This is a genomic window from Sphingopyxis fribergensis (assembly GCF_000803645.1).
GTDB lineage: Bacteria > Pseudomonadota > Alphaproteobacteria > Sphingomonadales > Sphingomonadaceae > Sphingopyxis > Sphingopyxis fribergensis.
In genome coordinates, this window is the sequence record NZ_CP009122.1 from 499,370 (window position 1) to 517,301 (window position 17,932).

Consider the following 17,932-nt stretch of genomic DNA (forward strand, 5'->3'; position numbering starts at 1 on the left):
CTTGAACGGGTAAGAGGGGAATCGGATATAAAGAAAGCTTTATGTGGGCGCGCTGTTAACGCCCGCGGCGGCGAAAGGCAATGGCCAGCACGAGCAGCAGCAACGCAAAACCGACGGGCAGAATATTGCCATATCGGGCGAACAGAGTCGGCGCATGGGCGCGCGGGAGCGTGGTGTCGATCCGGCCCGCGCTATGCATCGGCAGCGATTCGAGGATGCGGCCGTCGGCGTCGATCACCGCGCTGATCCCCGTCGGGGTGGCGCGGACGACGGGCAGCCCTTCCTCGATCGCGCGCAGCCGTGCCTGCGCCAGATGCTGCGGCGGACCCCAGCCGCCGAACCAGGCGTCGTTCGACGGGTTGAAGATGAAATCGGGGCGGTGCGCGCGGTCGACGACCTGTCCCGAAAAGATGATCTCGTAACAGATTTGCAGCCCCGCCCGGCCAAAGGCGCCAAGGTCGAGGGTGCGGGCGCCGGGTCCGGGCCAGAAATCGATGTCGCCGGGGGCAAGCCGCGACAGGCCGATCGCCGACAGGATCGGGCGCATCGGCAGATATTCGCCATAAGGGACAAGATGCGCCTTGTCGTAACGCGGGCCGAGCGTGGCGTCGGCGTGGACAGTCATCACCGCGTTGCGCGCACCGACGACGTCGCCCGTCTTGTCGAGCTCGAGCTTGAGCGCGCCGAGCAGCATCAGGTCGTCGCGGTTCATCAGCTTGATCAGCCGCAAGCGCGCCTCGACGGGCGAGCGGTCGTAATAGGGCGCCGGATAGCCCGCCTCGAGATAATCGGGCACCGCCGCCTCGGGCCAGAGGATCAGGCGCGGCGTGTCGTCCTTCGGTGTCGTCAGCCGCGCGAGCTTGGCGAAATTGGCGTCGGCCTTGCTGCCCTCCCACTTGTCTTCCTGCCCGACATTCGGCTGGACGACGGTGATGGGGATGCGTTGCGTGCCTTTGGACCGGACGGCGCTATCGGCGCCGCCGCCGATTTGCGACAGATATGCTGCGCCCCACAAGACGAACAGGCTGCCGAATAGCGCGGTGGCGGCGATGCGGCGGTGGAACCACGCCAGCATCAGGACGGCTGCGAGCAGGCAGACGATCGCGCTCATGCCATAGGTGCCAATCCAGCGGGCAGGCGCGGCAATGTGCGGGACCGCGATCGCCCCCAGGGGATTCCACGCGAAGCCGGTGAAAATCCAGCTGCGCAGCCATTCGGTGAGCGCCCAAAGGCTGGCGAAGGCGAGCAGGTAGGACGGTGCGGCAAAATGCGCTCCGCCTATGGGCCTCATGGTCCAGGCCCCCCACGCCGCGAGCGCCGGATAGATCGCGAGATACAGCGACAGGAGCACGACCGCGATCCATCCGAGCCACGCCGGCATCGCCGCCTGATAGGTGAAAGCCGTCGCGATCCAGTTGAGGCCGGCGACGAATTGGCCGACGCCGAAAGCCCAGCCGAGCCCGAACGCGCGCCAGCCTTTCGGACTCTGCGCAACGAGCGCCATCCATCCCGCCAGCGCAAGCAACGTCAGCGGCCATAGGTTCAGCGGCGCGAAGCCGGTGGCCGAAACGGCACCGAGCAACAGGGCGACAAGCTTTGGCCAGCGGTCGGCGAAAGCGGCGATGCGGGGAGAGGTCGCGGTCACGCGCGCTCTATTAGCTGTCCGTCGCCACGCCCACTAGAGCATATATTTCATCTTGATCGATTGGCGCATGTCGCCTGCGACCGCAAAGCTCGCCGATTTGAAGCTTGGCGGGCCGACGGTGATCGTCGGGTTGCGAGAAAAACCGAAGCCTTCCTTCGGCAGGAAGATCGCGGTGTCCATCTTGTTGTTGCTATTCTCGTCATGGACGACCGCGATGGCATAGGTGCCGATAGCGGGGGCGTGGACCGTGAAATTTCCTGCGTCAGCCGCTTTTACGGCCATACGCACCGAGTCCGCATCCTTGCTGCAGTCGGGGAAGGCCTTGCGGTTCGGGGTCAGGCAGACGAGGATCTGCCCCTTCGCGCTGCGCAGTCCGGTGACGCTGACCTCAACGGTCGGAGCAGGCGTCGGCGGCATGCTCGCGGCGCCGATGAGCAGCGGAAAAATCGCCAAGGCCGATATCAGTGCCGCACGCCTTGTCCCAAAAGCGGAAATAAAGCCCATAATTCCCCCGGTAGGCGGCGTGATGCTGCTCATGATGCGTCGCGGTTATCAGCCATCGCCCTGCCGGTCCATGAACAAGCGCGCGCGGGAACATCTCCCACCCCATATGATTGCCGACGCCCATCACGGTCATGATCGCCAAAACCAGCCCCAGAACGGCGACATGGATCGGGATCAGGAACACCAGCGCAGGGATGACGACCGCGCCGGTGACCGCCTCGACGGGGTGAAAACTCATCGCGGCCCAGGCGGTCGGCGGGCGGCTTTCGTGGTGGACGCTGTGTGCGATGCGGAACAGCTGTGGCCGGTGCATCCAACGGTGGGTCCAGTAGAACCATGTGTCGTGAGTGAGTAGATAGGCGAGGAGGCTAAGCGGAAGATACCAAAGTGGAAAGGCGTCCCAGTTGGTATAGATGCGCGTCCAGCCATGCGCCTGCCATCCCCATGCGACGATGCCTGCGGGAATTCCGTAAATCGCGGCGCTCGCAAGGCTCCACCCCACCTCCCGGCGCATCTGCCTTTCGAGGCCGCGATAGAGGCGAGGGTGCTTCAGCTTTGTTGCAAAGGCAAAGGCGCCGCTGGTAATCAGATAGCGCACGCCGACGATCGCGGTCATCGCGAGTGCGGAAAAAAGGATCGGCCAGCCGGTCATCGCGCGAGGCTAGTCGCTCGGCTCCGCGTTGCAATGGCTTTGCGTGCGCGCGCTTGCTTGGCTAAGGCGGGGGGATGGTGGGGCCGAACATCGATAAATGCGATATCGCAATCGTCGGCGGCGGGCTCGCCGGCGGCCTCGCTGCGCTAGCGCTCGCGGCGAAGCGGCCCGATCTCGACGTGCGGCTGGTCGAGCCGGGGCCGATCGGCGGTAACCATGTCTGGTCGTTTTTCGACAGCGACATCGCGAAGAGGGACCGCTGGCTTGTTGCGCCGCTCGTCCGCCATCATTGGCCGCGCTACGACGTCCGCTTCCCCTCGCACGACCGGACGCTGCGCATGGGGTACAAGAGCATCACCGGCGAAGCGCTTGCCGAAGCGGTCGCGGCGGCGCTGCCAGCGGGGCACGTCATCGTCGACCGCGCGAAGCATGTCGCGCCCGACCATCTGCTCCTCGCGCGCGGCGGGCGGCTGTCGGCGAAGCATGTCATCGACGCGCGCGGCGCTGGAAAATTCCCGGCGCTGACCAACGGCTGGCAAAAATTCGTCGGGCAGGCGCTGAGGGTCAAGGGAGGCCACGGCGTCGAACAGCCTGTCGTGATGGATGCGACGGTCGAGCAGGTGGACGGCTATCGTTTCGTCTATCTGCTGCCGTTCGATGCCGAGACATTGTTCGTCGAGGACACCTATTATAGCGACGATGCCACCCTCGACGCGGCCGCCGTGCGCGAGCGCATCGCCGCCTATGCCGCGGCACAGGGGTGGGAGGCCGACGCGACCACGCGCGAGGAAAGCGGTGTGCTGCCGGTGGTCATCGCGGGCGATTTCGACCGGCTTTGGCTCGCCTCCGATCACACCGCGCGGATCGGCGCGCGCGCGGGAATGGCGCACGCGATGACCGGCTATTCGCTCCCCGCCGCCGTTCGCACCGCGTCGGCGCTGCCCGGCCTTGTCGATCGCGCCGACCTTCCCGCCATCCTTCGCGGCCGCGCGGCGGCGTCGTGGCGGCGCCAGCGTTTCTATCGCATGCTCGGCGCGATGCTGTTCCGCGCTTCGGAGCCTGAGACCCGCTATCGCATCTTTGAACGCTTCTATCGCTTGTCGCCGGGCCTGATCGCGCGCTTCTATGCCGGTCGGTCGACGGCGGCGGACAAGTTGCGCCTCCTTACCGGCAAGCCGCCCGTGCCCATCGGCCGGGCGATCGCAGCGCTATCGAAACTGGACTGGAAATGACGCGCACCGCAATCGTCATCGGCGCCGGTTTCGGCGGCCTCGCCCTCGCTATCCGGTTGCAATCGGCGGGTGTCGAAACGACCGTCGTGGAGGCGCGCGACAAGCCCGGCGGGCGCGCATATCACTGGCAAAAGGACGGCTTCACCTTCGATGCCGGACCGACCGTGATCACCGATCCGCCGTGTCTCGAAGAGCTTTGGGCGCTGAGCGGGCAGGATATGGCCGCCGACGTCGACCTGATGCCGGTGATGCCGTTCTACCGCCTCAACTGGCCCGACGGGACGAACTTCGACTATTCGAACGACGAGGCCGCGCTGCGCGCCGAAATCGCAAAGCTCCATCCCGCCGATGTCGAAGGCTACGACCGCTTCCTTACCTATTCGAAGGGCGTGTACGAGCAGGGCTATGTGAAGCTCGGCACGGTCGCCTTCCTCGACTTCGCCGCGATGATCAAGGCGGCGCCCGCGCTGATGAAATATCAGGCGTGGCGCAGCGTTTATTCAATCGTCTCCTCTTATGTGCAGGATGAGCGGCTACGACAGGCTTTGTCGTTCCATACGCTGCTCGTTGGCGGCAACCCGATGACGACGAGCGCCATCTATGCGCTGATCCACACGATCGAGAAGGACGGCGGCGTCTGGTTCGCGCGCGGCGGCACCAACAAGCTCGTCGGCGGCCTGGCGCGGCTGTTCGAGCGATTGGGGGGCACGCTCCGTCTCGGCGATCCGGTGACAAAAATCGACACCGCGGGCGACCGCGCCACGGGCGTTACGACGCAAAGCGGCTGGCACGGCGACGCCGATATGGTCGCGTGCAACGGCGACCTCATGCACAGCTACCGGACGCTCCTCGCCGACCATCCGCGCGGGGCAAAGGTTGCCAAGGGCCTGTCGCGCAAACGCTGGTCGCCATCGCTGTTCGTCGTCCATTTCGGCGCGAAGGGCATTTATCCCGACGTCGCGCATCACAGCATCCTCTTCGGCCCGCGCTACAAGGGGCTGCTCGACGATATCTATGGCGGCGTCGTGCCCGAAGATTTCTCGCTCTACCTCCACCATCCCAGCATCACCGACCCCGGCATGGCGCCCTCCGGCCATTCGACCTTCTACGCGCTCGCCCCCGTCGCGCATCTCGGCAAGGCCAAGGCCGACTGGGACGGCGAATTCGGCGAGCGCTTTGCCGATGCGATCCTGGGCGAAGTCGAGCGCCGTGTCGCCCCTGGGCTCCGCGCCAACCTCGTCACGCGCTTCCACTACACCCCCGCCGACTTCGGCCGCGACCTGTCGGCGCATCTCGGCAGCGCTTTCAGCCTTGAGCCCGTGCTGTGGCAAAGCGCGTGGTTTCGCGCGCACAATCGCGACGACGTGATTTCGAATCTCTATTTCGTAGGCGCCGGCACGCATCCCGGAGCCGGGATTCCCGGCGTTGTCGGCAGTGCGAAGGCGACCGCTGCGCTGATGCTTGAATGAAAACAACCGCTCGCCCTGAGCTTGTCGAAGGGGCGTTCTTCCTTCAAAGGCGAGGATAGAAGGACGGGGCTTCGACAAGCTCAGCCCGAACGGAATTTTGTGAAAGCCATCGAGTAATGAAACGCCTTGCCGTCTATTGCGGGTCCGCGACCCCCGACGATCCGATCTATATCGAAACCGCGCGCCATGTCGGGCGAACACTGGCGACACGCGGCATCGGCGTCGTCTATGGCGGCGGCCGGCTCGGCCTCATGGGCGCGGTCGCCGACAGCGCGCTGGAAGCGGGCGGCGAAGTCATCGGCATTATCCCCGAAGCGCTCGTCGGTGCCGAGGTCGCGCACCGCGGCTGCACGCAGCTCCACGTCGTCAGCGGCATGCACGAACGCAAGAAGATGTTCACCGACCTTTCCGACGGTTTCCTTACCATCCCCGGCGGCGTCGGAACGATGGACGAGCTGTGGGAAGCGATCAGCTGGGCGCAGCTTGGCTATCATAGCAAGCCTGTCGGGCTGCTCAACGCCGCGGGCTTTTACAACGATCTCATCGCCTTCAACCGCAACATGGTCGAGGTCGGCTTCATTCGCCCTGCGCACGCCGGGATCATGATCGTCGATGCGGGACTCGACGATCTGCTCGACAAGATGGCGGCCTATGTGCCGCACCAGACGATCTTTGCGATGAAGGCCGAAAATCTGTAATGACCGAAGAGGGGGCCTATGATGCACATGCCCTCCATGGTTTCGCGCACGACAGCATCGCGCGCGGATCGAAAAGCTTTGCGCTGGCCAGCCAATTGTTCGACCGCGAAACGCGCGAACGCGTCTGGCTGCTCTATGCCTGGTGCCGCGCCGCCGACGACCTGACCGACGGGCAGGATCATGGCGGCGCGATGAAGCAGGGCCATGACCCGGTCGCCGCCGTCGCGCATATCCGGGCGCAGACCGATAGGGCCTTCGCTGGCGAGCCGACCGGCGAGATGGCGTTCGACGCGCTCGGCTTCCTGCTTACGGAGGTCGCAATCCCGCGCTGGGTTCTCGACGATATTATCTCGGGCTTCGAACTAGACGCAAAGGACTGGCGCCCGCGCAGCGAAGCCGATCTGCTGCGCTACTCCTATCATGTCGCCGGCGCCGTCGGGGTTGCGATGGCGCTCGTGATGGGAATCGCCCCCGCCGATGAAACGACCCTCGACCGTGCTTCCGATCTCGGCATTGCGTTCCAACTCGCCAATATCGCGCGCGATGTGGCTGAGGATGCCGCCGCCGACCGCTGCTATCTGCCGGTCGAATGGATGGTCGAACTTGATATTCCGCCCGGCCAGCATATGCATCCCGCCTTTCGCGGACGTCTTTCGGTGATGGCCAGATGGCTGTCCGAAATGGCCGAGGAATATGAGGCATCTGCGCGCTGGGGGGCGCGCAAGCTGCCACCGCGCAGCCGCTGGGCGGTGCTCGCGGCGGCGGGCATTTATGGCGACATCGCGCGCGAAGTGCGGTCGCGGGGCGACCATGCGTGGGACCACCGCGCGGGCTCATCGCTTCTCGCCAAGCTCGGCTGGGTCGCGCGCGCGGGCTGGTCGGTGCTGCGTCGTCCGCTACAGCGGCGGATTAGTCGCGACGGGTTGTGGACCCGGCCGCGCCATGAGGCGGCGGCATGAGCTATCTCGAATGGGCCGCCGCGGCGTTCGTACTGGTCAATGTCGCGCTCGTCGCGCTGCGCAGCGTGTGGAACTATCCCTTCGCGCTCGTCGCAGTGACGCTCTACGCCTTCGTCTTCTTCGAAGCGAAGCTCTACAGCGACATGCTGCTCCAGGGCTTTTTCTTCGTGCTCAATCTTTACGGCTGGGCCGCCTGGATGCGCGCGCGGGACGACAGCGGCATACCCGTCGGCTGGATGACTGAGCGTGCGCGGCTCGGCTGGGCGCTCGCGACGATCGTTGCATGGATCGCGTGGAGCTTCGCGATGGACCGCTACACCGACGCGATCGCGCCGTGGGTCGACGGCGCGATCGCGATGCTCAGCATCACTGCGCAATGGCTGCTCGCGCGGCGCCGGGTCGAAAGCTGGTTCCTCTGGATCGCGGTCGACCTGATCGCGGTGCCGCTGTTCGCATGGCGCGGCCTTTATGCGACCAGCGCGGTCTATGTCGTGCTGCTCGGCCTGTCGATCGACGGCCTGCTCCAGTGGCGACGCGCGGCGGCGACCGGCAGGGTGGCGATATGACCCGCCATATCTGCCTCCACGGCGCCGAAAGCACGGGCAAGTCGACCCTCGCGCCGCGCCTTGCGCTCCAGCTCGGCGGGCTCGTCGTGCCCGAATATGGCCGCACCTATGCCGAGGCGAACGGCACCGACCTCGACGAGGTTGACCTGCTCGCGATTTTCGACGGGCATCGCGCCGCGACCTGCGAAGCACTCGCGCAGCGGCCCGAGTGGCTGGTGTCCGACACTGATCCGCTGATGACCCAGGCATGGGCGATCATGCTGCTCGGCCGCCGCCTGCCCGAGATCGATCAATGGGACGCGGTCGCCGACCTCTACCTCGTTCCTGCGATGGATTTGCCGTGGGAGGAGGATGGTACGCGCCTGTTCGGAAGCGAGCTGGCGCGGGTGCAATTCATGGAGGTCGCGATCGGCGAACTCGACCGGCGGAAGCTTAAATGGGCGTGGGTCGAAGGCGAAGGCGATGCGCGGTTGGCGAATGCGCTGGCGGCGATTGAGGCGGCGGGACTGGCCTGACAAGCCACGCGGCGCGTGAGAGTCCGCTTTGGCGTGGGAAGCGGACGGCCTGCATCCGGAAATCATTGTAGAATTACGGATCCCGCAAGCTCCGCGCGTCCATTCAGGCTTGTCGAGATACAGTGGACCGAATCGTTGGTTTCCGTACGCGGCAGCCAAGCGGTCGGTTGGGAAATTGCATCAAGCGCTGCGCTTTTTTTAAGAGCGGGGCTCTCGACGCCAAGTTGACCGAAGAATATCTCAACCAGTCCGCGCTGCACGAGGTCAGACAAAAACGCCAGTCGGCTGGCGAACGACCATCCGGGGTGTACATTATTAAGCCACCAGTCGACTTCCCATAGGCCATACCAGTCATCAGCCACATAATCCAGAAACGCTTGTTCATCCGCCGCGAGGCTCACTCCGACTTCTCCAACGACATGGTAATCACCCCCAGTAAATCAGTTATTTTCGCTTTTAGCGCCGCGCGAGTAAATCGCCAACGGCGGCAGTTGGTTGATTCCGGTTATGCCGATCCGAGCCATAGCGAGCGGCCGAGATGGGGTGGGAGCCGCCCTTGTCGTTTTCGGTTATTCCGAGCCGGGGCCGCGATCCGCTCAGCGCACGCGCCGGGCCATCATGTCAAAGTTCAGGAAAGTTCAGCCTATTGCAGTGCCCCATTTGTCGCGCTCGACAGACAGATGGCAGCCGGACCCTGGCCGAATCCGGCATCCGGGCAGCGACCGCTTTTGCCTGCAATTTGAAAGAGCTGAAATGAAGGCTGTCACAGCCGAATAATGTAGGAAAGCACTTTTTTAGAGGCGGATTGCGGCGTTGGGGTGGGTTCCAGACGGTCCCCTCTATTTCCGTTCGTGTCGAGCGAAGTCGAGACACCCATCGACCTTGCGCCACGACGGGGGCATCTCGACTTCGGCCAAAGGCCGAAGTTTATCCTGAGCGCCTGCAAGGCAGTCGAGGCTCGATGCGAACGGGGTAGGTAGGGCAGCCTCCGGTCGTTAAACGACAGCTCGGCCGCTACGCCGCATACGCCTCCCGCAACTCGCGCTTCAACACCTTGCCGATCGGGCTGCGCGGCAGCTCTTCCACCACCGTAATCGCACTCAACCGCTGCGTCTTGCCGACCTTGGCGTTGCAGTCGGCGCGCACGCTTTCCGCATTGGCGCCCGATTTCAGCACGACGAACGCCACCGGCGTCTCGCCCCATTCCTCGCTCGGCATACCCACCACCGCCGCCTCGACGACGCGGTCGTCGGCGATCAAAATCGCCTCCAGATCGCTCGGGAAGATATTGAACCCGCCCGAAATGATCATGTCCTTGGCGCGGTCCATCAGCGTCAGGAAACCGTCCTCGTCGATCCGTCCGATATCGCCGTGGCGATAGAAGAGATTTCCCTCACCGTCATACCAGTGCATCGCCTTGGTCGCGTCGGGGCGGTTGTTATATCCCGTCATCATTGCGGGACTGCGGCCGACGACTTCGCCGACCGACCCCTGCGGCAATTCGTTGCCATCCTCGTCGATCACCTTCGCGATATGCCCCGGCGCGGGCCTGCCGACCGTGTGGAGCTTGTCGGGGAATTGATGCGCCTCGAGGATGAAGGCGGCGCCGCCCTCGGTCATGCCGTAAATCTCGATCAGCCCACCGGGCCAGCGTTGCAGCACATCGGCCTTCAGCGCCGCAGGGAAGGGCGCCGAGGTGCAATATTTGACGACGAAACTCGACAGGTCGAAGTCCCCGAAATCGTCGAGCGCCATGATCCGGCGATACTGCACCGGGACCAACATCGTGTTCGTCGCGCGCTCGCGCGCCGCGAGTTCCAGGAAACCGCGCGCGTCGAACTTCTTCATCAGCACGACCTGCCCGCCCGAGCCTACGGTGGGCATGAAGCTAGCCATCGTGGTGTTCGAATAGAGCGGGGTCGACAGGATCGTCACCGCATGGGGCCCATAAGCGGGCGCGCCGCGAATGATGTGCTGCCAGCGCATCGCATGGCTGTGGACGATGCCCTTCGGCGTGCCCGTGGTGCCCGACGAATAGATGATGTTGAAGCCGTCTTCGGGCAAAATCTCGACCGGCCTTGGCTTCGCGCCCGCCAGAGACAACCAGGCATCGAGCGGCGTTCCGGCATCGCTGCCGTCCATCGCGATCAGGTCGCTCGCGGTGATGACATGGCCTTCGAGGCTGGCCTTCGCCGCATTGTCGAGGAACAGATGGCGCGCCCCGGTGTCGGCGATCATCGCCGCCATCTGCTCGCCCGTCGCGCTGTTGGTGACGAGACCCGCAACCCCCCCGGCGCGCAGCGTGCCGAGGATCACCGCCATTTGCTCGACGCTGTTGAGGCCCGCGATCGCGGTGCGGTCGCCTTTCGCAAATCCGTCCTGCTGTAGCCGCGCCGCGATTCGGTCGGTCAATTGATCCAGTTCGGACCAGCTCAGCCGCCGCTGTGCATCGGCAGCCGCTACGGCATCGGGACGCTCCGCAGCATGGGCACGGACAAGGTCGGGCAGGGTGGCGAACTCGCCGTCAAGCATTTCGATACTGGTCATGACCATGGGTTAGCACAGCCGAAAGACGGTGCAATGGCGCGGGCGACAAGATGTTACGTCGACGATGGGGAGTGGGGATGGCATCATCGGACAGTGCCGGGAAATGCGACAGGAAGTTGCTCGTCGCCATTTACCACCCCGTGCCCGCGCGGGCCGATGTGCTGGCTGCGGCGGTTGAGGCGGCGGGTATGGGAGTGCGATTCCTGCCGCCGCATGTGAACGGTCTTCGCCCCTGGATGGACAGCTGTTTCGACCTGCTGATCGTCAACCCGTTCCTCGATTGGCAGGAGCCTTTCGAAATCGTCCGGCTGGCGCGATCGGCCGTCGGCCGCCGACCGTTGCTTGCGCTGTCGGACCGCGATTCGCTCGATGACCGGATGGTGGCGCTCGGTGCAGGCGCCGACGATGCGGTTGGCTGGACCGGAAACCTCCCCGAAGTGGTCGCGCGGATAGGCAGCCTGCTGCGCCGCAGCCGGATCGCCGCCGGGCAACTTGATGAGGGCGAGCTGCGGATCGACCTGATCGACCGGCGCGTCGAGCGCGCGGGTCAGGTCATCCGCATGCCGCTCCGCGAATTCGACCTGCTCGCTAATCTCGCGCGCGTGCCCGACCGGCCGCTGTCGCGCGACGCGCTGCTCCGCGCGGTGTGGCGGCTTGATTTCGATCCCGGCACCAATCGGGTCGAGGTCCATATGTCGCGGTTGCGCGCCAAGGTCGATCGCGGGTTCGACTGGCCGATGCTGCACACGGTGAAGGGCGTGGGCTACACGCTGCGCTCGCGGCGGGACGATGCTGTCGCCGCGCCCGCCCTGCTTGACCAAAAGTTTCAGGTTGCTACTCATCTTCGACATAAAGAAAGCAATGATTCCCGGAGATGATGCCCGATGCACCCCTCAGTCCACGCGCGTAACAATCCCGACAAAGCCGCGATCATCGTCGCCGAAACCGGCGAGGCGATCAGCTATGGCGAACTCGACGCCGCCTCGAACCGCGCGGCGCAGCTGTTCCGCTCGCACGGGCTGGGGCATGAGGATGTCGTTGCCTTCATGCTCGACAACACGCCGCATTATTATGGGCTGACCTGGGGCGCACAGCGCGCGGGGTTGCGTTATGTCTGCATTTCGTCGCGGCTGACGCGGGACGAAACCGACTATATTCTCGAAAATTCGGGCGCGCAGATCCTTGTCGTTTCGGCAAGCCTTGCCGGTGCCGCGCAACAACTGACCACCGGCATCAAGCGTTTCGCGATGGGCGGGACGATCGCCGGCTATGACTCATGGGAAGATGCGGTCGCCGCGATGCCCGCGACGCCGGTGGCCGACGAGCGCGCCGGGGTCGACATGCTTTATTCGTCGGGCACCACCGGGCGGCCGAAGGGCGTGCGCGTGCCGTTGCCCGAGGATCCCGCGATCGACGCGATGAACAGCCTGGTTATGCTCGCCTCGGCGGTGTTCCAGATCAATTCGGACAGCATCTATTTGTCGCCTGCGCCGCTTTATCATGCTGCGCCCTTGCGCTGGTCGATGACGATCCACCGCCTTGGCGGCACCGTCGTCTTGATGAAGAAATTCGACCCCGAAGCGGCGCTTTCGTACATCGAAACATATCGCGTTAACGCCAGCCAGTGGGTGCCGACGCATTTCGTGCGTATGCTCAAGCTGCCCGACGAGGTTCGCGCTCGTTACGATACCTCGTCGTTGAAGGTCGCGATCCACGCCGCCGCGCCGTGCCCGGTGCCGGTCAAGCAGGCGATGATCGACTGGTGGGGCCCGGTCTTGTTCGAATATTATGCCGGCTCCGAAGGCAATGGTATGACATTCATCTCCAGCGCCGACTGGCTGACGCACAGGGGCAGCGTCGGCCGCCCGATCCTTGGCGCCGTGCATATCATGGCCGAAGACAATGAAACCGAACTCGGCGCGGACGAAGAAGGTGCGGTTTTCTTCGAGAGCGAGAATGTCTTCGAATATCATGGCGATAACGAAAAAACGGCGTCGAGCCGCAATTCGAAGGGCTGGTCGACCCTCGGCGATGTGGGCAAAGTCGACGAGGATGGCTTCCTCTACCTCACCGACCGCAAGAGCTTCATGATCATCTCGGGCGGGGTGAACATCTACCCGCAGGAAATCGAGAACCACCTCGTCACGCACCCCAAGGTCGCCGACGTCGCGGTGGTCGGCGGACCGCACGATGAAATGGGCGAGGAGGTGATCGCCGTCGTCCAGCCCGCCGACATGGCCGAGGCCGGCGACGCGCTGCGCGACGAGCTGATTGCCTATGCGCGCGAAAAATTGTCGGGGGTGAAGATCCCGCGCCGCATCGACTTCCTCGAAGCCCTGCCGCGCCATGACACCGGCAAGCTCTACAAGCGCCTGCTTCGTGACCAATATTGGGAAAAGGCGAAGGCGGAGGCCTGATCCGATGACCGCAAGTGTCGAATTTTTCTTCGACCTCTCCTCACCGTGGACCTGCCTAGCGTTCCACAATCTTCCGGGCGTGCTCGAACGCACGGGCGCGACGGCTGTGTATCGGCCGATCCTTGTCGGCGGCGTGTTCAACGCGGTCAACCCGGCGGTTTATGGGGCGCGCGAGCAGGCCGACAACCGGCGGCTTCAGCATAGCTGGAAGGTGCTGAAGGACTGGGCGAGCCTCGCGGGCGTGCCGATGAATTTCCCGTCGCAGTGGCACCCCGCCAAGAGCATCACCGCGATGCGTTTCTGCTGCGCACTTGAGGACGATCAGGCGACGCTGGTCAATTTCGCGCGCGGTGCATTTGCCAGCTATTTTGATCGGCAGGAGAATCTCGACGACCCCGCCGTGCTCGCGGCGGTTGCGGATGCCGAGGGACTCGACGGCGCCACGCTGGCCGCCGCGGCCGGCAGCGATCCGGTGAAGGCGCGGCTGCGCACGAATACCGATGAAGTCATCGCGCGCGGCGGCTATGGTTCGCCGACGATTTTCGTCGATCACGACGACATGTATTTCGGCAACGACCAGCTTCCGCTCGTCGAGGCCGCCTTGAAACGCTGAAGAGGATTCGCCCGTGAAAGACCGTATTTCGATCACCATGCTCGACGGCGGGATCGCCGATGTTCGGCTGATCCGTAGCGACAAGATGAACGCGCTCGATCCCGCGATGTGGGAAGCGCTCGCTGAAGCGATCGATCAATTGAAGGCGACCGCTGGCCTCCGCGTCGTCGTGCTGTCGGGCGAAGGCCGCGCCTTCTGCGCCGGACTCGACCTTTCCAGCCTCAGCAATGATCGCGATCCGGGGGCGAGCAGCGCGGGGGGCAGCCTGTCCGACCGCACGCGGGGCATCGCCAACAACGCCCAATATGCCGCGTGGGGCTGGCGCGAACTGCCGGTGCCGGTGATCGCTGCAGTGCACGGCGTCGCCTTTGGTGCGGGTAGCCAGATCATGGCGGCCGCCGATATCCGCATCGTCCACCCCGACACGCGCATCGCGATCATGGAAATGCGCTGGGGTCTTGTTCCCGACGTCGCGGGCATGGCGCTGTGGCGCACGCAGGTCGCCGACGATGTGCTGCGCGAGATGATCTATACCAACCGCGAATTTAACGGATCGGAAGCCAAGCTGCTCGGCTTTGCGACGCATGTCTCCGATGACCCGCTGGAAAAGGCGATGGAACTGGCGGCGGTGATTGCCGACAAGAATCCGCACGCGATCCGCGGTGCCAAGCGGCTGTGCAACATGCTCGCAGATGCGAGCGACGCGGAAATCTTGCAGGGCGAGAGTGACGAGCAGGTCAAGGTGATCCGTACCCCGAACCAGATGGAAGCGGTGATGGCGGGGATGCAGAAGCGGAAGCCGAATTTCGTCGACTAAGCCGACTTGTAATTCCGTTCGTGTTGAGCGAAGTCGAGAAACTCATCGGGATTGCGCAATATCGGGGAGACATCTCGACTTCGCGCGATGCGAACGGGTTTGGGGTTCAAAGCAGGCGCAAGAACCGCGCCGCATTGTCCCAGTCGCGCTTGTGCGCGGCGCGCGTCTTTTGCGCTTCGCTGTCGGCGCCCCAGCGGCGTTCCTGATAGAGGTCGTCGAGGCTGACGGCCTCCCACAACGCGTCGGCATCGACCGCGTTTTCGAGCAGGGCGAGGCCCGCGACGAGCGATCCGCCGATCGTCACCAGCGGAGTCAGCGCCGTGATTCGCCAAGCGTCCTGCGCCAGCACGACGGCCTGCAGCGTCGCAACGGTCGCTTGGGGCTGGTCGACCGGCAATACCCCCTGCGTCAGGATAAATTCGATGCCGTAGCTTGTCTCGGCCCAGGCAAGCAGCGGGTTCCACGTCGCCGCCTGCTCGGCCTGCAACGCCGCATCGCGCGCGTCGCGATAGCAGAAGAGGTCGCTCTGCGCATAAGCGGCGACCGGCGCGGCGAAAGCGGCGGGGTTGGGTGTTGCCAAATCGATCGCGGCATTCGTCAGTCCGGTCATCGCCATGGCTGCGGGATCGATCGTCTCGCCCACATCGCTCCATTCGGCGGCGATCGCTTCGGCGAGTGTGGTGCTGGCGACGGCGAGCAGAGCGCGCTGCGGCGTGCGCACCGGTCGGCCATCGAGCGCGATGGCCCAGCCGCCATCCTCTGCGACGACGGCAACCTCTTTCCAGAACCGCTTCACAGGTCGGTCACAGGTCTTTGGGCGAGCGCCAGCGGCGGGCGAGGAGCAACGGCATGACCGCGAAATCGAACGCGCCGACCAGAACGATCGCGGCGCCGATCCAGCGGTCGGTCGGCTGGCCCGCCAGGTTGAAACCGCCGCTGATCAGGATGAAGCCGATCATAGCGAATGCGACGCCCATCAGCCGCATGATCGAGAGGGCAAAGAAACGTTTCTTGGCGAGCGCGTCGTCAGCTTGGGTCATGCGCCCGCCTTATCGCCGCCAAGGTGACGCATCAACTGCGCAAGCGCGCCATGGCCGGTCGCCTCGACCCCTTCAATCACGCGCGCGCGTTCCTCGGCGGACTTGTTCTGCGACAGCTTGATCGTCGGGCGCCACGCGGCGATCCGCATTTCGAAGCCGACGATGGCGCCGGTCATCTTGCTGAACAGTGCCGGGTTCATCTTGTCGCGCGTCCATGGCGGGTTGGCGCCGACGCGCGCCTCGTGCTGGTCGGACAATGTATCGAGCTGTGCGACCAATTCCGCTGCTTCGAGTTTGCGCACTACGCCTTCCATCTCGATCGCGACATAATTCCACGTCGGCACTTGATCGGCGTCGGCATACCAGCTCGCGCTGACATAGGCGTCGGGCCCCTGCACGACGGCGAGCGCATTCGCGCCCCGCAGGTGGCGGGTGAGCGCGTTGCCGCGCGCCAAGTGGAATTGCAGCGTCGTCCGGTCGTCGCTCAGGACCACGGGCGCGTGCGCGACGCGCGGCCCGTCGGGGGTGCTGGCAAAGATCGCGGCAAAGCCGATCTCGCGCACGAGCAATTCGGCAAGGTCGTCCTGCCGCGGGCGGAAGGCGGAGTTCGGGTGCATCAGCTCGCTTTTGGCGGGCGCGCCGGATGCTTCTTGGCGCTCGGTTTTTTGCCTGCGGGTTTCCCGGGCGCCGGCTTGCCGGGCTTGCCCGGTTTCGCTTTCGCCTTGGGTTTCGGCTTTCCGACGAAATCGGTCGGCTTGCTCTCGGCGGTGCGGCCGCGCCGTTCGCCGCGCCGCGCCTTGCGGATCTGCTTGCTATGCGCCTTCGCCTGCGCCTTCAGCGCCGATTTGGGCGGCGGGCCTTTTTCGGACGGGTCGATCCCGACCTCGCCGAGTAGCAGGTCGAAGCCGAGCGCGTCGAGGCTCGCGGCGAAATGGTCGGGCACCTCGGCGCTTATATCGATCGTGCCGCCGTCGGGATGGTCGATGCGCAGGCGGCGGCTGTGCAGGTGCATCTTGCGGCTGATCGTTCCGGTCAGGAAGGCGCCCTTGCCGCCATATTTGCCATCGCCGACGATCGGATGGCCGATTGCCGCCATATGGACGCGCAATTGGTGCGTGCGCCCCGTCAGCGGTTGCAGCTCGACCCATGCCGCGCTGTTCCCCGCGCGCTCGATGACGCGATAACGCGTTTTCGACGCGAGGCCGCTATCGTGGACGTGCATCTTCTCGCCACCCGATCCGGGCTGCTTGGCGAGCGGCAGGTCGATCTCGCCCTGCTGGATATCGGGAACGCCGACGATGATCGCCCAATAGGTCTTCTTCGCGCTGCGGTTCGAAAAGCTCTTGGCGAAATAGGCCGCGGCCTTCGGCGTCCGCGCGATCAGCAGCGCGCCGGACGTATCCTTGTCGAGTCGGTGGACGAGCTTGGGCCGCGTCGGGCCATCGAATTTCAGCGCGTCGAGCAGGCCGTCGACATGGCTCTCGGTCTTGGTACCGCCCTGCGTCGCAAGCCCCGGCAACTTGTTGAGCACGATCGCGCTGGCGTCGCGGTGGATCATCATGCCGGTCGCGAGTTCGACATCGGCGTTGGTCAGCGGACGGCCCTTGCGCGCGGGGCGCGCCACGGTTTCGACCGGCGGCGACGGCATCACGAGTTTCTGCCCGGTCGCGATCCGGTCCGACACGTCGGCTTTCTTGCCGTCGAGCGTCAGTTGGCCCGAGCGCGCCCAGCGCGCGAGCAGCGCGTGCGGCGTTCCCTCGCGGTGGCGCTTGAACCAGCGGTCGAGGCGGATGCCGTCATCCTCCTCGGTGATGATCGCGCCGTCGAGATTGGGCTTGGCGTCGCTCATGCCGGGAGCTGCCGCATGACGAAGAGGCCGAGGCCGCAGGCGGCAATCGCGCCGATCACCGACGCGAGGACATAAGCGGCTGCCTGAGCATTTTGACCGCGTTCGAAAAGCATCCAGAATTCCATGCTGAAAGAGGAAAATGTCGTGAAGCCCCCGAGGACGCCCACGCCGATGAAGAGGCGGGTAGTTTCGCCGCCGTCACTACCGCGAGCGAGCATGCCGATAAGCAGCCCCATTAGAAGGCCACCGGCGATATTGATCGACAGGGTCCACCAGGGGAAGCCGGGGCCGAGCCGCGCGAGCATCGCCTGGCCAACCAGATGGCGGGCGCCGGCGCCGATCGCGCCGCCGATCATGACGGGAAACAGACTGTTCATGACGCTCGCCCTAGCCGGAAATGCCGGCGAGG

General features: G+C 64.8%; 20 protein-coding genes. 10 read left to right on the forward strand and 10 right to left on the reverse strand.

The window, feature by feature from the left end; translation table 11 throughout:
* Positions 1 to 55: 55 nt before the first annotated feature.
* From lnt to SKP52_RS02220, 3 genes are read right to left on the reverse strand one after another with little or no spacing between them, the layout of a single operon-like run.
* Positions 56 to 1,645, reverse strand: a complete 1,590-nt coding sequence (lnt, locus tag SKP52_RS02210) for an apolipoprotein N-acyltransferase (RefSeq protein WP_081997171.1) — start codon at positions 1,643 to 1,645, stop codon at positions 56 to 58.
* 33 nt (positions 1,646 to 1,678) lie between these two features.
* Positions 1,679 to 2,062 (reverse strand): DUF2141 domain-containing protein, encoded by a 384-nt coding sequence (locus SKP52_RS25125; RefSeq protein WP_081997172.1) that lies wholly within the window; start codon positions 2,060 to 2,062, stop codon positions 1,679 to 1,681.
* Positions 2,034 to 2,801 carry a sterol desaturase family protein gene (locus tag SKP52_RS02220; RefSeq protein WP_039571248.1) on the reverse strand — a complete coding sequence of 256 codons (768 nt, stop codon included), beginning with the start codon at positions 2,799 to 2,801 and terminating at the stop codon, positions 2,034 to 2,036. Before SKP52_RS02220 ends, SKP52_RS25125 begins: the two co-directional genes overlap by 29 nt.
* Before the next feature lie 74 nt (positions 2,802 to 2,875).
* On the opposite strand from SKP52_RS02220, the gene crtY reads away from it, so the two are divergent.
* The 6 genes from crtY (at position 2,876) to SKP52_RS02250 (ending at position 8,240) form a co-directional block, all read left to right on the forward strand.
* Entirely contained in the window at positions 2,876 to 4,033 is a 1,158-nt protein-coding gene (crtY, locus tag SKP52_RS02225) for a lycopene beta-cyclase CrtY (protein ID WP_039571251.1), read from the forward strand.
* Positions 4,030 to 5,502: a phytoene desaturase gene (locus SKP52_RS02230; RefSeq protein WP_039571255.1), complete on the forward strand. Its 1,473-nt coding sequence runs from the start codon at positions 4,030 to 4,032 to the stop codon at positions 5,500 to 5,502. Before crtY ends, SKP52_RS02230 begins: the two co-directional genes overlap by 4 nt.
* 116 nt (positions 5,503 to 5,618) lie before the next feature.
* On the forward strand, positions 5,619 to 6,200 hold the full coding sequence (locus tag SKP52_RS02235; protein ID WP_039571258.1) for an LOG family protein: 582 nt from the start codon (positions 5,619 to 5,621) through the stop codon (positions 6,198 to 6,200).
* Positions 6,200 to 7,159: a phytoene/squalene synthase family protein gene (locus SKP52_RS02240; RefSeq protein WP_081997173.1), complete on the forward strand. Its 960-nt coding sequence runs from the start codon at positions 6,200 to 6,202 to the stop codon at positions 7,157 to 7,159. Before SKP52_RS02235 ends, SKP52_RS02240 begins: the two co-directional genes overlap by 1 nt.
* The gene (pnuC, locus tag SKP52_RS02245; protein ID WP_039571261.1) at positions 7,156 to 7,725 is read left to right on the forward strand and encodes a nicotinamide riboside transporter PnuC; all 570 of its coding nucleotides are present in this window, start codon (positions 7,156 to 7,158) and stop codon (positions 7,723 to 7,725) included. Before SKP52_RS02240 ends, pnuC begins: the two co-directional genes overlap by 4 nt.
* Positions 7,722 to 8,240 carry an AAA family ATPase gene (locus SKP52_RS02250; protein ID WP_039579448.1) on the forward strand — a complete coding sequence of 173 codons (519 nt, stop codon included), beginning with the start codon at positions 7,722 to 7,724 and terminating at the stop codon, positions 8,238 to 8,240. The genes pnuC and SKP52_RS02250 overlap by 4 nt, the downstream gene beginning before the upstream one ends.
* Positions 8,241 to 8,302: 62 nt before the next feature.
* Here SKP52_RS02250 and SKP52_RS25885 read toward each other — a convergent pair whose 3' ends face one another.
* Together SKP52_RS25885 and SKP52_RS02255 are read right to left on the reverse strand one after the other, a co-directional pair.
* Positions 8,303 to 8,641 (reverse strand): hypothetical protein, encoded by a 339-nt coding sequence (locus tag SKP52_RS25885; protein WP_148308989.1) that lies wholly within the window; start codon positions 8,639 to 8,641, stop codon positions 8,303 to 8,305.
* Between the two features lie 613 nt (positions 8,642 to 9,254).
* Positions 9,255 to 10,787 carry a class I adenylate-forming enzyme family protein gene (locus SKP52_RS02255; protein ID WP_039579450.1) on the reverse strand — a complete coding sequence of 511 codons (1,533 nt, stop codon included), beginning with the start codon at positions 10,785 to 10,787 and terminating at the stop codon, positions 9,255 to 9,257.
* A 77-nt stretch (positions 10,788 to 10,864) separates the two neighbouring features.
* Here SKP52_RS02255 and SKP52_RS24435 point away from each other — a divergent pair, with 77 nt between their 5' ends.
* Genes SKP52_RS24435 through SKP52_RS02275 form a run of 4 tightly spaced genes read left to right on the forward strand, consistent with a single transcriptional unit; the run spans position 10,865 to position 14,634 of the window.
* Positions 10,865 to 11,665 carry a response regulator transcription factor gene (locus SKP52_RS24435; protein WP_228383796.1) on the forward strand — a complete coding sequence of 267 codons (801 nt, stop codon included), beginning with the start codon at positions 10,865 to 10,867 and terminating at the stop codon, positions 11,663 to 11,665.
* 6 nt (positions 11,666 to 11,671) lie between these two features.
* Positions 11,672 to 13,204, forward strand: a complete 1,533-nt coding sequence (locus tag SKP52_RS02265; protein WP_039571266.1) for an acyl-CoA synthetase — start codon at positions 11,672 to 11,674, stop codon at positions 13,202 to 13,204.
* 4 nt (positions 13,205 to 13,208) lie between these two features.
* On the forward strand, positions 13,209 to 13,817 hold the full coding sequence (locus SKP52_RS02270; protein ID WP_039571269.1) for a 2-hydroxychromene-2-carboxylate isomerase: 609 nt from the start codon (positions 13,209 to 13,211) through the stop codon (positions 13,815 to 13,817).
* Positions 13,818 to 13,830: 13 nt separating this feature from the next.
* A complete protein-coding gene (locus SKP52_RS02275) occupies positions 13,831 to 14,634 on the forward strand; it encodes a crotonase/enoyl-CoA hydratase family protein (protein WP_039571272.1) in 804 nt (267 codons plus the stop codon).
* 106 nt (positions 14,635 to 14,740) lie between these two features.
* Here SKP52_RS02275 and SKP52_RS02280 read toward each other — a convergent pair whose 3' ends face one another.
* Genes SKP52_RS02280 through crcB form a run of 5 tightly spaced genes read right to left on the reverse strand, consistent with a single transcriptional unit; the run spans position 14,741 to position 17,900 of the window.
* Positions 14,741 to 15,430: an ATP12 family chaperone protein gene (locus tag SKP52_RS02280; RefSeq protein ID WP_039571275.1), complete on the reverse strand. Its 690-nt coding sequence runs from the start codon at positions 15,428 to 15,430 to the stop codon at positions 14,741 to 14,743.
* A 7-nt stretch (positions 15,431 to 15,437) separates the two neighbouring features.
* Complete coding sequence (locus SKP52_RS02285) at positions 15,438 to 15,674, reverse strand: hypothetical protein (RefSeq protein ID WP_039571276.1); 237 nt, start codon at positions 15,672 to 15,674, stop codon at positions 15,438 to 15,440.
* Positions 15,671 to 16,291 (reverse strand): FMN-binding negative transcriptional regulator, encoded by a 621-nt coding sequence (locus tag SKP52_RS02290; RefSeq protein WP_039571278.1) that lies wholly within the window; start codon positions 16,289 to 16,291, stop codon positions 15,671 to 15,673. The genes SKP52_RS02285 and SKP52_RS02290 overlap by 4 nt, the downstream gene beginning before the upstream one ends.
* The gene (locus tag SKP52_RS02295) at positions 16,291 to 17,523 is read right to left on the reverse strand and encodes an RluA family pseudouridine synthase (protein WP_039571280.1); all 1,233 of its coding nucleotides are present in this window, start codon (positions 17,521 to 17,523) and stop codon (positions 16,291 to 16,293) included. Before SKP52_RS02295 ends, SKP52_RS02290 begins: the two co-directional genes overlap by 1 nt.
* Positions 17,520 to 17,900 carry a fluoride efflux transporter CrcB gene (gene crcB / locus SKP52_RS02300; RefSeq protein WP_039571282.1) on the reverse strand — a complete coding sequence of 127 codons (381 nt, stop codon included), beginning with the start codon at positions 17,898 to 17,900 and terminating at the stop codon, positions 17,520 to 17,522. Before crcB ends, SKP52_RS02295 begins: the two co-directional genes overlap by 4 nt.
* Between the last annotated feature and the right edge of the window lie 32 nt (positions 17,901 to 17,932).

Bases quoted from the DNA above. Each gene is read 5' to 3' on its own strand.
- SKP52_RS25125 (WP_081997172.1), bottom strand. From the start codon at position 2,062: ATGCCGCCGACGCCTGCTCCGACCGTTGAGGTCAGCGTCACCGGACTG.
- SKP52_RS02220 (WP_039571248.1), bottom strand. From the start codon at position 2,801: ATGACCGGCTGGCCGATCCTTTTTTCCGCACTCGCGATGACCGCGATC.
- crtY (WP_039571251.1), top strand. From the start codon at position 2,876: ATGGTGGGGCCGAACATCGATAAATGCGATATCGCAATCGTCGGCGGC.
- SKP52_RS02230 (WP_039571255.1), top strand. From the start codon at position 4,030: ATGACGCGCACCGCAATCGTCATCGGCGCCGGTTTCGGCGGCCTCGCC.
- SKP52_RS02235 (WP_039571258.1), top strand. From the start codon at position 5,619: ATGAAACGCCTTGCCGTCTATTGCGGGTCCGCGACCCCCGACGATCCG.
- SKP52_RS02240 (WP_081997173.1), top strand. From the start codon at position 6,200: ATGACCGAAGAGGGGGCCTATGATGCACATGCCCTCCATGGTTTCGCG.
- pnuC (WP_039571261.1), top strand. From the start codon at position 7,156: ATGAGCTATCTCGAATGGGCCGCCGCGGCGTTCGTACTGGTCAATGTC.
- SKP52_RS02250 (WP_039579448.1), top strand. From the start codon at position 7,722: ATGACCCGCCATATCTGCCTCCACGGCGCCGAAAGCACGGGCAAGTCG.
- SKP52_RS02255 (WP_039579450.1), bottom strand. From the start codon at position 10,787: ATGACCAGTATCGAAATGCTTGACGGCGAGTTCGCCACCCTGCCCGAC.
- SKP52_RS24435 (WP_228383796.1), top strand. From the start codon at position 10,865: ATGGCATCATCGGACAGTGCCGGGAAATGCGACAGGAAGTTGCTCGTC.
- SKP52_RS02265 (WP_039571266.1), top strand. From the start codon at position 11,672: ATGCACCCCTCAGTCCACGCGCGTAACAATCCCGACAAAGCCGCGATC.
- SKP52_RS02270 (WP_039571269.1), top strand. From the start codon at position 13,209: ATGACCGCAAGTGTCGAATTTTTCTTCGACCTCTCCTCACCGTGGACC.
- SKP52_RS02285 (WP_039571276.1), bottom strand. From the start codon at position 15,674: ATGACCCAAGCTGACGACGCGCTCGCCAAGAAACGTTTCTTTGCCCTC.
- SKP52_RS02290 (WP_039571278.1), bottom strand. From the start codon at position 16,291: ATGCACCCGAACTCCGCCTTCCGCCCGCGGCAGGACGACCTTGCCGAA.
- SKP52_RS02295 (WP_039571280.1), bottom strand. From the start codon at position 17,523: ATGAGCGACGCCAAGCCCAATCTCGACGGCGCGATCATCACCGAGGAG.
- crcB (WP_039571282.1), bottom strand. From the start codon at position 17,900: ATGAACAGTCTGTTTCCCGTCATGATCGGCGGCGCGATCGGCGCCGGC.